Source organism: Paraburkholderia oxyphila NBRC 105797 (assembly GCF_000685075.1).
Classification (GTDB): domain Bacteria; phylum Pseudomonadota; class Gammaproteobacteria; order Burkholderiales; family Burkholderiaceae; genus Paraburkholderia; species Paraburkholderia oxyphila.
Window position 1 is genome coordinate 43,530 of sequence record NZ_BAYD01000061.1, and the last position, 15,706, is coordinate 59,235.

The 15,706-nt window shown below is 58.1% G+C and carries 11 protein-coding genes and 2 pseudogenes; 6 read left to right on the forward strand and 7 right to left on the reverse strand.

Annotated elements, in window-relative coordinates; all coding sequences use genetic code 11:
* The first annotated feature begins 244 nt into the window (after nucleotides 1-244).
* The 3 genes from BO1_RS30845 (at nucleotide 245) to BO1_RS30855 (ending at nucleotide 3,531) form a co-directional block, all read left to right on the forward strand.
* Nucleotides 245-1,015, forward strand: coding sequence for an SDR family oxidoreductase (locus BO1_RS30845; RefSeq protein WP_028220845.1), 771 nt, complete (start codon nucleotides 245-247; stop codon nucleotides 1,013-1,015).
* A gap of 311 nt (nucleotides 1,016-1,326) precedes the next feature.
* Nucleotides 1,327-2,028: an alpha/beta fold hydrolase gene (locus BO1_RS30850; protein WP_028220846.1), complete on the forward strand. Its 702-nt coding sequence runs from the start codon at nucleotides 1,327-1,329 to the stop codon at nucleotides 2,026-2,028.
* Nucleotides 2,029-2,493: 465 nt separating this feature from the next.
* Entirely contained in the window at nucleotides 2,494-3,531 is a 1,038-nt protein-coding gene (locus tag BO1_RS30855; protein WP_245643948.1) for an MlaA family lipoprotein, read from the forward strand.
* 263 nt (nucleotides 3,532-3,794) lie between these two features.
* On the opposite strand, the gene BO1_RS53475 is transcribed toward BO1_RS30855, so the two are convergent.
* From BO1_RS53475 to BO1_RS30870, 4 genes are all read right to left on the reverse strand, one after another.
* Nucleotides 3,795-4,790, reverse strand: coding sequence for a pyridoxamine 5'-phosphate oxidase family protein (locus tag BO1_RS53475; protein WP_043287287.1), 996 nt, complete (start codon nucleotides 4,788-4,790; stop codon nucleotides 3,795-3,797).
* Between the two features lie 802 nt (nucleotides 4,791-5,592).
* Nucleotides 5,593-6,909 (reverse strand): chloride channel protein, encoded by a 1,317-nt coding sequence (locus BO1_RS30865; RefSeq protein WP_028220848.1) that lies wholly within the window; start codon nucleotides 6,907-6,909, stop codon nucleotides 5,593-5,595.
* A 278-nt stretch (nucleotides 6,910-7,187) separates the two neighbouring features.
* A complete protein-coding gene (locus tag BO1_RS58155; protein ID WP_084688295.1) occupies nucleotides 7,188-8,123 on the reverse strand; it encodes a LysR family transcriptional regulator in 936 nt (311 codons plus the stop codon).
* Nucleotides 8,124-8,157: 34 nt separating this feature from the next.
* The gene (locus BO1_RS30870) at nucleotides 8,158-8,832 is read right to left on the reverse strand and encodes a haloacid dehalogenase type II (protein ID WP_028220849.1); all 675 of its coding nucleotides are present in this window, start codon (nucleotides 8,830-8,832) and stop codon (nucleotides 8,158-8,160) included.
* Between the two features lie 326 nt (nucleotides 8,833-9,158).
* Here BO1_RS30870 and BO1_RS61400 point away from each other — a divergent pair.
* Nucleotides 9,159-9,345, forward strand: a pseudogene (locus BO1_RS61400) (IS3 family transposase); the annotation flags it as partial.
* A 69-nt stretch (nucleotides 9,346-9,414) separates the two neighbouring features.
* Here BO1_RS61400 and BO1_RS30875 read toward each other — a convergent pair.
* Complete coding sequence (locus BO1_RS30875) at nucleotides 9,415-10,365, reverse strand: LysR family transcriptional regulator (RefSeq protein ID WP_028220850.1); 951 nt, start codon at nucleotides 10,363-10,365, stop codon at nucleotides 9,415-9,417.
* Nucleotides 10,366-10,574: 209 nt separating this feature from the next.
* Between BO1_RS30875 and BO1_RS53480 the strand changes: the two genes are divergently transcribed.
* Nucleotides 10,575-11,993, forward strand: coding sequence for an MFS transporter (locus BO1_RS53480; RefSeq protein WP_407670022.1), 1,419 nt, complete (start codon nucleotides 10,575-10,577; stop codon nucleotides 11,991-11,993).
* Between the two features lie 23 nt (nucleotides 11,994-12,016).
* Nucleotides 12,017-12,274: pseudogene (locus BO1_RS61405) on the forward strand (SDR family NAD(P)-dependent oxidoreductase); the annotation flags it as partial.
* A 213-nt stretch (nucleotides 12,275-12,487) separates the two neighbouring features.
* Here the strand turns inward: BO1_RS61405 and BO1_RS58160 are convergent.
* The gene (locus BO1_RS58160; protein WP_167338412.1) at nucleotides 12,488-13,207 is read right to left on the reverse strand and encodes an HAD-IA family hydrolase; all 720 of its coding nucleotides are present in this window, start codon (nucleotides 13,205-13,207) and stop codon (nucleotides 12,488-12,490) included.
* A 736-nt stretch (nucleotides 13,208-13,943) separates the two neighbouring features.
* Nucleotides 13,944-15,038 (reverse strand): enolase C-terminal domain-like protein, encoded by a 1,095-nt coding sequence (locus BO1_RS30890; RefSeq protein WP_028220851.1) that lies wholly within the window; start codon nucleotides 15,036-15,038, stop codon nucleotides 13,944-13,946.
* Nucleotides 15,039-15,706: the final 668 nt, after the last annotated feature.

Here is a 15,706-nt window from a genome sequence, read left to right on the forward strand (position 1 = left end):
CGTCAACCTGGATTCGCCTCGGGGAATCATGGAAGCAATGACGGGAAAGTACTTCCAGGTCGTGAGGTCGGCGATGAGAGGAACGGGGATCTATTGTTAAAGCGGAAGCAGCGTTGTGACGAGCACCGACGACGGCGAGATTGCTGGTATGAACTCGACTGCCTCGACGGCACTCGATCGGAAGATAGGCTCCACGCAGACAAGGAGGCGTGGGACTCGTTCAACTTGGCGCAAGGTGATCTAAATGGCTCAGAGAATCGCGATCGTGACGGGAGCAAGTCGTGGCATCGGACGGGCGACGGCTATTCGTCTGGCGAAGGACTACGGTGGCGTCGTCGCTATCGCTCGGAGCGAGGACCTGCTGGGGCAAACCGCAGAGGTCATTCGAGCGACCGGCGCGGAGGCGCTCCCATTGGGGTTGGACCTTCGCGAGCCGTCGGCAGCGAAAGCTGCGGTCGAGCACACATTGAAGAAGTTCGGGCGAATCGATGCCGTGGTGAACATCGCCGGCGCGGTGCCCCAGGTGGATGTGCTCGAGATGACCGACGAGCAGTGGGACGACGGCTTCGCGCTCAAGCTGCATGGTGCGCGACGGCTGGCGGTCAATGCATGGGAATCGCTGAAGGCAACGAGCGGATCGGTGATTTTCACATCGGGCAATTCGGCGCAGGCGCCGAAGTCGGGCTTCGCGGCGGTCGCGACGGTCAACGCCGCAATTGTCGCGATGGCCAAGGCATTTGCAGACCGGGGGGGGCTGGACGGTGTGCAAGTGAACAGCGTCTTGCCGGGGCCGGTCATGACCGACCGTCGCCGCTCGTACATGGAGAAGTATGCGCCGGCGCACGGGATGACGGTGGAGGAAGCGTTGGAGAAATTCCCCGCGAAGGTGGGGATCACGCGATATGGCACGCCGGAGGACATCGCGGAATTGATTGCGTTTGTGTTGTCGCCGCAGGGGGGCTGGTTCATGGGCGCGGCGCTTCGCATGGACGGTGGCGAAGTGAAGGGGGTCTGAGGGCGAGCTGGGCCGCGTGGCGCGGCGACGGCCTCTGGTGAGCCGCCTGACGAGGCGCCCTGCGGAGCACGGTGTAGCGCTGTTACGCGGCGTTTTCGGGGCGATGACGGAGAGACGGATGATGGCGGCGGTCAGGAAGTGGTCGATGGTGGGCTGATGGCCGCTGAATTGTTTGTGCAAACGCCAGTGGTTCACGCAATGGAAGAAGTGATGCCTGTATCGAGGAGAACTTGACTCTGATTAAGCAACTCGGTGCGATCAAGCAGTGAGCGCGGGGAACAACGGGCGGATTTTTTTGGAGGAAGTCTCGTATGAGTTCGTACAAGACGGGCGCAACCGCCGTGCTGGTGCATGGCGCGTGGGCCGATGGTTCGAGCTGGAGCAAGGTGATCCGTCCGCTGGAGGAGGCCGGCTTGCAGGTGATTTGCGCACCTGTGCCACTCAAGTCTCTGCGTGAGGACACGGAGGCCGTGGCCGCTGTTCTGGAATGGGTGGGAGGGCCGGTCGTGCTGGTGGGGCATGCGTATGCGGGCGCCGTGATCGGCGCGGTCAACGATGAATGCGTAAAGTCGCTCGTGTTCGTCGCCGCGCTCGCGCCGGATGCGGGTGAGACCGTGGCCGACATGTTCTACCGCGATGAAAAGCACCCGGACTCGCCCGAATTGGTTCCGAAAAGCAACGGCTTCATCTGGATGCCGGCGACGGGTTTCCAGAACGCGTTTGCACAAAATGCGACCGACGAGGAAAAGGCGATCAGTGCGGCGGTCCAGCGGCCGATATCGGTGGAGTGCATCCAGGCACCGGTCGAGACGCCCGCGTGGAAAACGAAGCCGAGCTGGTATCTGGTGGCAGAGGAAGACCGGATGATCAATCCGGCGACGCAGACGTTCATGGCGGAGCGCATGGGCGCGACCGTGTATCGGCGCCGCGTTGACCATACACCGTCAGTGACCGCGCCGGGAGATGTCGTCGAGGTGGTGCTCGCCGCGGCAGCTGCGACCTTGAGCGCGTAGCCAAAAATTCGGCGTGCGGGATGACGCGGGGGCAGTTCGCGCTGTACGAATGAACCGAAGACTTTGCTATATCCCGGCTAATTGACGGTGTCGGCAGTGACCGGGCGGCTCAAGCGCGGACAGGTTTATGCATAGCTCTGTGCGGCTGATCGGGTAGCCTTTCGTGGTGTGCGTAGACGACGTTGCGAACCAAGTTGCAGACCCGACTTGTCAGGGGTTCAGGCTGGGCAGCGACAGTCGTTGGCTGCTGGAGGGACGCGGTTGGGATAGGATGGAACATCCCTTGGATCTTCGTTGTAACCGTTGACCTTCTTCGATCGCCCGCGATGCATCAAGACGCGTCCAGAGCAATGCGCCGCGCGTCGCTGGAAGTGAGTCGCTAGCGGGCCGTGCCGAACAAAACGCTTTGACAGTCGACAAGGGCCGCGCAGAGCACGCACGATCGCAAATCCAGGGGGTCGATCAATGAAGAATAAACAAGCCGCCCGCACGATGGTGGTGGTAACCCTGGCACTCCTTGTGACGTCGGGCTGCGCCACCGGTCCCGACCGCAAGCCCGGTGACCCGCTCGAGCCGGTCAACCGCGCGATCTTCAAGTTCAACGACAAACTCGATACCTACATCGCGCAGCCGATTGCGAAAGGCTACCAGAAGGTTACGCCGCAGCCGTTGCGTCAGGCGATCTCGAACTTCTTCTCGAACCTCGGCGACGTCGGCAACTTTGCCAACGACCTGCTGCAGTTGAAGATCACCGACGCGACTGAAGACCTCATGCGTCTCGCGATGAACACGACCTTCGGTATTGGCGGCCTGATCGACTTCGCGACGCAGGCGGGCCTGCCGAAGCACCATCAGGATTTCGGTCTGACGATGGGCCATTACGGCGTCCCTGCCGGCCCCTACCTGGTGCTGCCCCTGTTCGGGCCGAGCTCGGTGCGCGACGGCATCGGCATGGGCGTGGACGTGAAGTTCGCCGTCGTCAACTACCTCGAGCCCGCCGTGCGCGATCCGATGTATATTGCGCAGTTCATCAGCAGGCGCTCCGACCTGCTCGGCGCGACTGACCTGCTCAAGCAGGCGGCGCTCGACCCGTATTCGTTCGTACGCGACGCCTACCGCCAGCAGCGCGAATCGCTGATTCGCGGCTCGAAGGGAACCGCCGCGCCGCCGCCGAATTACAGCGAGCCCGACGAGTCGGGCGACTCTAGTGGCGCGGGCAAGTCAAACAACAGCCTGCCAAATTATGAGGATCCGGGCGAGTCGGGCGGCTCGGGCGCCAAGGATGGCTCGGGCGGGTCCGGTACTTCGAACAACCGGTTGCCGAACTATGAAGATGCGGGCGAAGCGCGCGCCGCAGGTACAACTGGCGCAACGACGGCGGGTGGCGCGGCGGGGGGGCAATCGGCGTCCGCGCCTGTGGCGTCCTCCGCCGCCACGCCCGCAAACGCCGCATCGGCTGCTGACCCGGTGGCTGCGCCCGCACAACCCGCTTCGGTACCTTGATCGTGTCGTAATCGCGTGCTCGCTCGCGGTGCGGACGCACCCCGCGGCACGCTGGCAAATCTACCAGGTTGGTTTTCCTGACCGCCGTGCCGCTCAGCGCTCCGCTTTGTCTTCCTGCTCTCGGCCGTTCACTCCGAGTGCGATAACGCGTCGCCGTAGTCACGACCCGTACGTCTACCAGAAAGACGTCCCTACCCGATTCCCAACTCATCATGCTCACCAGATCACCCAATTACTGACGCATCGCTAGGCGGCAGTTCCCGTCAGGCGCGCTCTTTCAATCTCGCACTCGCCGTTGCCCAGTCGCCGGTCATTTCAGTATTCACCGACAAGCCATCGGGGTCATCTTTCCAACGCAAGGCAAGCGCGCCTGGACGGAATACCACCTCTTGTGGCATGCATCTCACGATGCGTTCCGCTCCTTCGAAAGCCGCGACTTCCGGGGAGTCAAAAACGATTGCGGCACTACCGGTGATTTGGAGTAGGTCGCCGTTGGCGAAGTCCGCAAATAACAATCCCGCCTTGCCGCTGAGCAAAATATTACCCAAAGTATTGAAGAATGAATTTCCCGCGAAGTCGGGAAACGTCAGCGTGCCGTCTTCGTCGATCCGCACGAACCCAGTTCTTCCGCCACGGTGACCGATGTCTACCTGGTAGTTGCCCTCGACGTCAGCGTAGGTCGCAATGAATAACGTATCTGCTTTCTCCACCATCTCCCGCGCACGCTGGTCAAGTTTGCCTCCCACGGATCGCTGCGCTTCCGACGTTCGCCTCGGGGCAGACGATACCTCGAGCGATCGTCGCTGGATGTAGCTGGGGCAGTTACCGAAGCTTTGTTGGACCGCTACGCTAAACCCGTCACAGTCAGCACGCACCACAATGCCATTCATGCGGTTGCGGCGGCGCGAAGACAAATCGATACCTAGCAGCCCCACGGAACCTCCGGTCCAAACTCCGGCGCTCGCTGGGTCGGCGCTGTCCAGCGGCGAGTAAAGCTCTAGCGTTCGCGTGTCGGGCGACCGGGCAAATCCCGGCGTTCCCGTGACTACTGTTGCCCAGGGCTGTTGGGCATGGTCAACCGTACCGACAAACACGAGCGGTAATTGCTCAAAGAATTCCCGATGTCGGTCGGGCATATACTCGCGGATCACTTGCCTTCCAACCTCAGTCATGGCTTCTGCCACTCCCGTCGTCTGCTGCATCGCCAGCTCACCAGCATGCCAGGGGGATTTGGACTTTTCACTCGAGAATTCGCTCATCACTCGCTCTCCATACATGTCCCGTCCGGCCCGGAATACGCAAACCCTGCTGCCCGGAGCGACGGGGACCCATCTGTTAGCTTTCCATCAGGCGCGGCAAATTACTTTGATTGCCATGGCCTCTCTGAAAGCGCTCATGCCGGGCGGGGCATTAACAGACTGCAGATCCGGGTATCGGGAATAGATCTCCATCCATCAGGCTGGCTCCGGCCAGAAACACACGGATAAAATGCTACGAGACTTCAGACCCGAAACAAATGGTTTGGGCGAATCACACTGTTTCAGTGAGGTGAACACTGTCAAAGAGGAAGGAGGACAGAGGGCGCAGCAGGCCCTCAGCCGCCGTTGACGCATCTGCCCCGTTCAACGATGAGGTGGAAAATGAACTCAGGGGGCAACGTACGTGGCACGTCGGCGGGTACGTCGATGACCACCTGATACAGGACATGAGCGACAAATTCTTCAGGAGCGTTTATCAGGCTCTATTCGTAACTAACTAAGGCGATTGTCCATGAGATGCTTGAGGGGCAGATCGCAGCGGAATATCGAGCCTCAATTCGCGTGCGGGAAGCGGATGAAATCCGCGTTGCGACGCTCTGTGAATTCGTACTCGCCTGGAAACACGCCACAAACACGTCGACAGCCGTAGGTTCTGAAATGGGCAATCAGCCGAGCGGTGTGCGCAGTACGTGCACGACGTTGATGAGTAACGAATGGTCCGCCTCCTTGCAGACGTTTGGCAAGGTAGCCGATAGCCGACGCGCACCTCCGCGCTCGTATTGCAGCTACACGCGACGAGAGGTCAACTCGAACTCCGAGCGCGATAGCGGGTAGAAAGTGCTTCGTACAAGGGCGGGGCGAAGATGCGGGATACACGGCTGGCGATGAGCGCCGTCGCCATCAGTGAGATGACGAGCCCATGTCCGTCCGTCATCTCGATGACGATAACAAACGCGGTAATAGGGCTCTGCGTGACTGCAGCGAGATAGCCCACCATGCCAAGCGCGATCAGCATGGAGAGTTGCATTTGCGGAAACAGAAGGTGCAAGCTGTTACCAATGCCTGCTCCAATTGCGAGTGACGGAGCGAAGAGCCCGCCTGGAGCGCCCGGCAGATAAGAGCCCACCATCGAGAACATCTTGAGCGCCGAGTAGATTGCGCTCACGTCCGATTTGCCCTCGAGCATGCCGCGCGCCTCTGCGTAACCGCTACCAAATGTATGGCCATGCGTAAGCACACCGATCAACGCAATCGCGATGCCGCATAGCGCTCCGAACAGGACGGGCCGCTGCACCCTCAGGTTAAGTAGGTATGGAGGCATCCAGCGCTGAGTGTTGAGCAGCAGCCAGCAAAATATGCCACCGGCAATCCCGGCGAGGCAGCCGATCAGCACGACAGCAACCGCAAGCCAATCCGGCAGACGGTTTGCCATGCTGATCATCCCAAAGTAGACGTAATTGCCCTGGATCCCAAGTGACACAACGCCCGCGAAGATGATGGCCGTGATTAGTACGCCGCTTGTTCGTGCCTCGAAACTGCGTGTGAGTTCCTCAATTGCGAACACGACTCCCGCCAGGGGCGCGTTGAACGCCGCCGATAGTCCCGCGGCCGCCCCAGCCAATGCCAGGCGCCGCTCGAGCACGCCAGGCCGGATGGACCTCAACCGCGCAGGATAGAACTTTCGCAGGCTAAACATCAGCGCAGCGCCTACGTGGATCGTAGGGCCTTCGCGACCGATAGTGAACCCACCTAAAATCGCGAGAAATGAAATTAGAATCTTCCCGACCAGAATCCGCATGGTAAGCAGGCGCTCACCGAGCTCCAGTGGACCGTGCAGCATGGCGATCACCTGGGGAATCCCGCTGCCTTCCGACCCATCGAAAAAGCGCCTCGTGAGCCAGACTGACACCGCGCCCACCGCTGGAGTTATAGCGAGCGGCAACCAGAAACGATCCGCTGTATAGCGCAAAAATAGAGCATAGCCAAAATCGATCAGCTTGGCGTAGGCGACAGCGACGAGCCCCACAGCGATAGCGCCTAGCCAGAAAACACCGTAATGTAGCCAGATACGATTGACGCGCTGGAATGCGCGCCTGTCCGCCAGTGCCGCTATCTGCATACGATCCGCTTAAGCAAAATATAAAATCTACCCATTGCATGAGTTCTGTCCGTCATGCCTCACCGGAATTAGTCTCGGAGGGCATGCCGTACTAGTAACTCAAAGTTTGCAACAGTTGCTGGCAACATCCGCTGGAGAATCAAGCCTTCGAATGCAGCGCGTCCGAACTCGTAAGCAACAGCTTGCTACGTCGCAACAAATCAATAGCCTCCACGACGGTCCGCTGGAGCATTGTTCCGGCCCAGATTTACAGTGCCATGTCGCTAATTCGTCCACTGCTAACTGAACTCTTCAATAGTTCTGTGAATGGTCGCAATAGTCGGTGTTACATGATCCACCAAAAAATCCAACAATCTTGATATTTTTGCGTCCAGATACCGGCGATTGGGATACAAGGCAACGATACTAAATGCGCGAAGCCGATACTGCGGCAATACCCGCACCAACGCTCCACTTCTCAGGTCATCGACAATGTTGTAACTCGCAAGCGTCCCTATTCCTCTTCCGGAGCGCAGTGCAAATGCGATCGCACTTGCTGAATTCGCTTGAAAGTGAGAAACGGGCACTGAAATACTTATATGTCTCTCCGGCCCGTCAAGAATCCACTCGTCTGTTGGGCCCAATGGGCTCTCAAGTCGGACCAGTCGATGTTCTTTCAATTCATCGATACTCGTGGGCGTACCGTGCTTTTCAAGGTAACTCGGCGACGCAGCGAGTATCCCGTACGTTGAGCCCAACGTCTTCGCCATGTACCCAGAATCTGGCAATTTTGGGGTAGCCAATAAGGACACATCGAATCCTTCTTCCACAAGACTAGGCATACGTTGCGCAATCTTCAGTTCGACGCTCACGTCCGGGTTCGCTTCCTGCCAGGCAACCAGTGCTGCGGTCATATGACTCTCTGCTAGCCCTGGCATCGAATGAATCCGGATCCGCCCTTGTGGAAGAGATGTTGCACCGCTAGCTTCCGCATTGGCAAGGTCAAGGTCGGCGAGGATCGTCTTCAAACGCCGATAGTACCGATCGCCCACGTCTGTGATCGAAAGGTGCCTCGTCGTTCGATGAATCAACAAGGCACCAAGATGATCCTCCAGAGTCGAAACCGCACGCGAGATGATTCCGGGTGTCGAATCGAACTCGTTTGCGGTTGCCGTAAACGACCCACACTCAACCACGCGTATGAAAATTCGCGCATTTGCAAGCATCTCGGCCATGACCGCCTCCAGAGATTGATATCGACCAATCAGACTACTGCGCAAGCTCCGCAAGTTCTACGAGTGACCTATGCTCACTGTGGAAATCTGCGAATTCATATTCGCGCGCCCCACCTGTCCGATTTATCCGTGCAACCTTGAACCCAAACGACGAGCCGCCTGCGAGGTCCCAACTGTTGGACGAAACGAACACCACCTTTTCCGGCGTTACGTCGAGTCGGTCACACACGTATTGATACACTCGTGGATCCGGTTTGTAGATCTTGAGATCATCAACTGACAGCACCGCATCCATATACTCCAGCAATCCACCCGCTTCCAGTGCTGCTTGAAGCATATCATTCGTTCCGTTTGACAGCACCGCCAATCTGGCGCCCTTTGCCTTCAATAGACGCAATGCGTCGCGTGCATCTGGATGCGCACTCAACTCGAAATACGATTTAAGTAGTCTTTCACGGAGCTTCCGATCCTGATCCAAATTGAATGATCGCAAAGCGTAGTCCAGCGCCTCTTCCGTTACAGCCCAGAAGTTCGCGTATCGGTTCATCAACGTCCGTGTCCAGCAATACTCAAGTTGACGTGTTCGCCACAATCCGGCAAACGCCTCCCCGGTCTCTCCAAACGACGCGATCTCTTTCTTAACCGCTGCGTTGACGTCGAGCAAAGTACCGTACGCATCAAAAACAAACGTCTGAGTATTAGTCGCCATTGCTTTCTCCGACAAGAATAATGTGTAAACCAGATTAACCGGTTAATACGGTTTTTGTCAACTTGGAACAGGCATAGAACCCTGTCGCGCGAATCGGACAAGCTCTCTGGTTTGGAAGGCGCAAGTACGACAACCGCAGCTCCCGTAGACCTTGCGTGGCAAGGGCGGTAGCGAATCTGGCTCCCAACCGTCCCTACTTTAAGAGGTGGCGAAAGAGCCGCGCATTTTCAGTGTCGCGACAAAATGCAAAAGTGTTTTCCCGTTGAGCCACGGGACGGAGGATCGGCGTCTGGCCTACGTTCTCTTAAATCGGGGAGGATGGTCCGATTCGCTCCATCCGGGTAGCGTTCAGGGGCGCCGGTGACTCGCCGCGCATGACCGATGAGATTCGTGTACACGTGCTTGTGGCCAGCAAGGCGTGTGGAGCGTCTGACGAGTGAGAAGGGCATTCGGGCACGTCACAACTGCTGTTACCGAACCACAACTGATTTCAGGCACAGGCTTCGGGTCGCATAAGTTACCGGAATGTCGGGTGACCGCGATGCACCGGGTAGTCCGCGATCGCACAATTGTTGCCGGGCGTCATTCCGTAAGCAGTTCGCTCGATGCCTCGGAGAGGCACTCGATGAAGAGCTTTGTAGCCGGCGAGCCAATGCTGGCGCGCCAGTGGGCAACGACTTCGCCGAGTGGTTCCACAGGCGGTAGTGGGAGCACGCGCATGTATCCGCGCACCACGTGTTGACGCGCGATTGAAATAGGCAGTATGGAAACGAAATCGCCACGTTTCAATAGCGACAGATTAAGCGCCAGCGAGCTTGACGCGACGCTCCCCGCAGCAGGCGCAATGTTGTGCGCCTCAAGTGTTCCAATCAACGTTGCGTGAGCAGGCGAACCGAGTTGCGGCGTGATCCAGTGGCATGGCCGCAGATCCTCCCAGCAAGGATGGCGGTCGGGTGCGCCTAGTGGATGCGCTGCGCCAACGACGAATACGAAAGGGTCCTGCAGCAGGACTTCCTGCTTCAGTTGCACCTGTGTACTCGTCATGCGATTGCGGCCGATCGCAACATCGAGATCTCCGTCTTCGAGCATCTTGAGTAATCGGTCGAGTGTCGCCTCAAAGAACGAAAATGACGCGTTCGGAGCACGTCGCATGAATATATGAACAGAGTTTGCGACGAGCGGATCGGGAATGGTTACGACCGCTCCCACGCGCACAAGACCGCCCGTGCCGGATGCTAGCGCGCTGACATCGCGCCGTGCGAGTTCGAGTTGGCGCAGCACCTCGCGGCCACACGCAACGATCACCTGACCGATCGCCGTCAACTCGAGCTTGTTGCCGATACGGCTGACGACAGCAACCCCTAGCGCGCTTTCTATCTCCGAAATCTGCCTGGAGACCGCTGGCTGCGTGACGTGAAAGGCGCTGGCCACACGTGTGACCTGACCGAGATCAGCGAGTGCGACAAGGACACGCAAATGCGGCAGCTTCAGCCCGCTGCGGAAGAAGCGTTGGATTGAGTCAGTGTTGTGCATCGGTGTTTTCCCTCATTCAATATAACCTCGCGGTTATAGAGTGTGCCGAAAGATTGATTTGCAGATCCGTGCGTTGCCTCGCTACTCTTGGCTCCAGACGCCTGTTCGCCGGACTTGAACGCTCGGCAGAGAGGGGACGGTATAACCCAGCGGGGTGGACCTTGTTCCGCCCACGCAACGGGAGCGCGCCTGCGCGCGCAGGAGACATCATGAATATTCGGTCATTCGAGCGGTACATGCCGGACAGCGCTGCGCCATCGATCACGGCATCCGTCAGCCCAGCAGGGGGCGACGCTGCGTGGAATCCGCATCGGAACAGCGCGTTGTACCGCAAAGTTGCGTGTCGCATTTTGCCCTTCTTGTTCCTTGCATTTGTGGTCGCGTACATCGACCGGGTCAATGTGAGCTTCGCCAAGTTGCAGATGCTGAGCGATTTGAGACTGGGCGAGAGTGCCTATGGCGCGGGCGCAGGCATTTTCTTTCTCGGTTATTTCATTTTCGAAGTACCGAGCAACCTTATTCTGAACCGAGTAGGCGCTCGCCGTTGGATTGCGAGGATTATGATCACGTGGGCGATTGTCTCCAGCCTGACGATGTTCGTGAATGGCGCCACATCGTTTTACGTGCTGCGCTTTCTGCTTGGTGTGGCCGAGGCGGGCTTCTTCCCCGGCGTTATCCTATATTTGTCTAACTGGTTCTCGTCAGCACGTCGTGCACAAATCATCGCGCTATTCATGACTGCGATTCCTTTGTCTGGCGTGATCGGTGGGCCGATGTCGGGCTGGGTGATGGCACATCTCAACGGCGTACGCGGCTTGGCAGGATGGCAATGGCTCTTTTTGCTGGAAGGACTCGCTTCGCTGGGAGTCGGTGTTGCGGCACCGTTCTTACTCTATGACCGGATCGAGTCGGTGCGCTGGCTGAGTTCTGACGAGAAGGCGTGTCTCGCCGTCGAACTCGCTCGTGATGCGGCGACACGTGTCGATTGTTCAGTACGCCGCGCCTTCGTGAACGGCCGCGTATGGCTACTGGGACTCCTATATTTTTGCATTGCGATGGGTAACTACGGGCTCGCATTCTGGGTGCCGACGATCATCAAGGCGAGCGGCGTAGCAAACGTCGGCAGTATCGGGTGGCTGGCGGCGGTACCGTCACTGATCAGCGCGGTGGCGATGGTCGTGATTGCTCGTCACGCGGACCGCCGCGACAAACGGCATCGTTATGTGGCGGTATGCTGCGCGCTCGGCGCACTTGGGCTGCTGTCATCGGTTTGGTTCGCCTCGAACACTGCCGTCGCCTTGCTCGCACTCGTTATCGCCGCGATTGGGATCAATTCGATTGCCCCCGTTTTCTGGAGCATTCCTACGGCACTGATCGGAGGCGCGGGAGCGGCCGCGGCTATCGCCTTGATCAACTGTACCGGCAACCTCGCGGGCTTTGTCAGCCCATTCATCGTTGGCTGGCTGGCCGATCTGAGCGGTGGCAAGCTTTTGCCCGGCATAACGGTCATAGCCGTGGCGCTGTTGCTTGGCGCGGGACTCTCGCTGCTGCTGCCATTGCGGCCACCGGCCTCCGTCCGATCCTCCGCGCCTGCAACATCGAACATGACCTCAACGAACACCATATGACACATTTCGCGCCCCCCGCTTGCATGATCACAGGCGCTGCGAAAGGCATCGGCGCGGCCACCGCAATGCGTTTTGCCCGAGCGGGCTGGTCGGTGGCGATCGGAAACTTCGACAGCAGCACGCGCGAAGCGGCATGGAGCGTCGAATCGGTGTGCCGCGGAACTGGCGCAGAAACGTTGGTCTTCGATGCTGATGTCAGCCGGGATGTCGACGGCCGGCGCGTCGCTGATGCCGTTGCAGCGCGCTGGAAGCGACTCGATGCGTTCGTCAACTGCGCTGGCACGCAGCGCTCCGACAGGTCCGGATGTGGGATCAGCGCGAAGTCAAATGCCGCCGGCTCAATCTGCACCGGATCCGCCCAAGCAGAGGTGCAGAGCAGCTTGGAGAGATCGGCCGACACGCTTTCGTTTTTGGATGCTTTGTCGAAGCAAATCATTGTGCTGCGCGAGAACCGCGCTGCCGTGTGCCGTATCAGGCAGGACGGGGCGGTGCGGCTACTGACGGTCGGACAAAAGCTCGTACGCCAGATCATCGAAGCTTTCCACAACAAAATCGTAATCCATGTTTGGACCCGCATCGGGACGATGCACCGGTCCCCATTCTTCGGGGCGGTGAACAAATGCCGTCCTCATGCCCAGATTTTTTGCCGCATTGAGATCAACATTGTGACAGGCAACCATCAGAATCGCCGAAGGTTTCAGCTTTAACCACGCAGCCGCTCTCAGGTATGCCTGTGGATGAGGCTTATACACCCCTGTCATTTCGCACGAGATTATTGCGTCCCAGACCAAATCGTTACGTCGTGAGTTCTCCATGACCAACGCCACAGGAAGCACCGTCAAGGAGACAACAGGATACTTTTCTCGAATCGAACGGATCGAGGCTGGAAAATCGTCCCACGCTTCCAGGTCATACCAGGCGTCCAATATCTTCGTTCGGCGCGCAGCGTCGACGTGTGACAGCCCGAATTTTGCAAGCGTTTCTTCAAGCGTTCTTTGATGCACCATGTCCATGCTGTCTTCAGCACGCTCTTTTCCTAGCACTGTCTTGAGGGAACGCTGTCGCCAATCGTTCACGACGTCGCGCCACAGAACCGCGTCGACCGGTTCGACCCACTCTTCGAACGCCCGAACAAAGCGGTCGTGCCAATTAAAGATCGTACCTCCGGTATCTAATGCCAGTGCCTCAATACCCAGCGAATTGCCCTTAATCATATCGACATTTCCAGTCCAGCAAATCATACCTCCACCGATCTACATACGTATGAGTTCGTTCCGTACGCCGCATCGCCAATAAAGGCCCAACCCCCTTGATCGAGCCACCTGCATCTCGAGGAGCGATCTGAACCGCAACGTTTCCGGTCGGAAAATCGAGCGTGGTCATGTTGCGAGTGAAACAGCGTCAGCGCGCTAACGCAACCTAAGCAAAGGGTGAATGATGAGAAAGCGTCGCGCTCGCAATGACCTTTCCAACCCAGCGCGCCCCAATCTGACGTGGCATCCGTAACCGTTCCGCCGCGCCACGCTTGTGAAGCACTTTTTGTTTGTCAGATTGGAGCTTACGTTCCGTACGTTTCGCTTTCGTCATTACCCGCGCGGCCCTCCCTCCATCTCGGCCCCGAGGCCTGAAATCGCTTTCTCCACATGTTCGACTTTCAAGATCTCCGTTGGTAGAGGTCGCGCACGCATAACAATCATTCCTCGCAGGAATGGTGTGCGCAACAGATTTTGGGACCTTCGTGGACGTCCGGTCCCCCCGGATGCCGCATGGCGGTTGTAGTGAGCGGTAGGCATGCGAGCGGTTTTCGCATGCCCGGAGAAGTTGGAGGCGCATAAAGCGGTGGGAGCACCGTTGATGATGGTGGACAGGGGACGCTGCAATCGAGAGTATCGATTCGCTTTTGTTGTAACGTTAATGGCCCACTCCCTATTCGATTCTGCCGTCGGCTATTTAATCTAGCCGATACTTTTCAATGCCGTCGGCATTCCACGTGATTCCGTTCCCCGGCTTGCTGGTCAGCATAGCCATTCCATTCTCGATGCGCAGCGGCTCTTCAAGTATTGGATCGGCCCAGTCTAAATACTCTAACCAGTGCATTGTGGGTGTCGCCGCCAGCAGATGGGCGCTTATTTCAGGAAACAGATGCGACGACACTTCCCTGCCGGCTGCTAACGCAAGTCCGCTCGCGAGGCGCCAACCGGATACACCGCCGATTCTGTCCAGGTCGAACATAAGGTAATCGGTTGCGTCTGCTTTGAGTGCGTTGAGGAGAGGAGGGACGCTCACCAGGTTTTCGCCGAGCTGGATCGGCGTCCTCGTTGCCGCTGCGATCATCGACGCATGAGTGAAATCATCGTGCCTGATTGGCTCTTCGATCCAATAAACGCCCTCTTCGTCGAGGAGAGGGCAATATTCCATCGCGGCCGAAAACGACAGCGCCTGATTGAAATCGACCATCAGGTTGACGTCATCCGCTAGCCGATTGCGCACCGCGCGAATTGCCGCGAGATCTTCCGCGAAGGTTGGTCGGCCGACTCTCATTTTCACCGCTCGAAAACCGCCTGCGACCAGTTCTTCCGCTTCGTCTGCGGCAGCGGACGGTTCCATTAACCCCAAGCCATTGCTGTTGTACGCCCGGACACCGGTGACGGTCGCGCCGAGCAGAGTTGCCAGGGGCATATTTGCCGAAACCGCTAACGCATCCCAAGCCGCCGCATCGATCGAGGACGCGACCATGCAAAGCGGGCCGTAGAGTCCCGGAAGCTTGAAATAGCGGGCAACGGCGTTCGACAGTTCGACTGGCGAGACTGCGTGTCCAGCAAGAACTTGGCTGAGGTCTGCCACAATGGGCAGCAGCGAACGCGCTATTGACTCCAAATAGCAGAAAGCATATGAGCGCCCCGACACTCCTTCTTCCGTATCTAACGTTAACAAGAGGAATGCGGCCGTCCGGAACGAATGAGCTTTTGTGCCCACCGGGCGCTTTAAGGGTATCGAGACTGGAACCGCCGTTAGTGAACGCAACTTCAGTGGGTGGGCTGTCATTCGGGCACCTCTTCGACGTGATGTACTGTCACAAGCGAACAGAGCTTGACGCTTTGCCAATCTCCAATGGCGTCTGCTGATTCCCGTAACGTGCCGCGTCTCGACTTGACCACGACGGCGCTGCTGCGGCATGTCTGAGGCGTAGAGTTCGATACTATTGGAGACGGTACGGCTGCTGGGCGTCGCGATATTCGAGTGTGCAGCGAATTCGGCGACGGCTCGGCTGAGTGCCGGCAGTTTCACTCGACAGGCACTCTCGAGATCATGATACATCCGCGAAGTCATGTTTGCCGGACGTTTCGCTAAACGCAAGGCGGCGTTCTGTACAGCCGGCGAATCTCTTCACCTGGCTGAGATAAAGCGTCTTGCAGCCATGCACATTCGTCGATAGCAGACATGGCGCGTCGAGATAGATGGTGCTCGAAAATGTGGAAGAGAAGATAAAGCGATATCAAGCCAGATCAACCAAAGCAACGCACCGTAATCGATGGGGGAACCCTTGACGCGTAGCCGTTCATGCTTCTATGTCATATCTGCTTTGCACTTGCGTTTAGAGATAGAGATTTCTCTATTGCCGCCAACAGTGGCAAGGAACTGGCCGTGATCGTCTGGTTCTGATCGATCCAGCCCCTGAATGTTCAGAAGGAGGCTTGTACTTGGAGGAACTA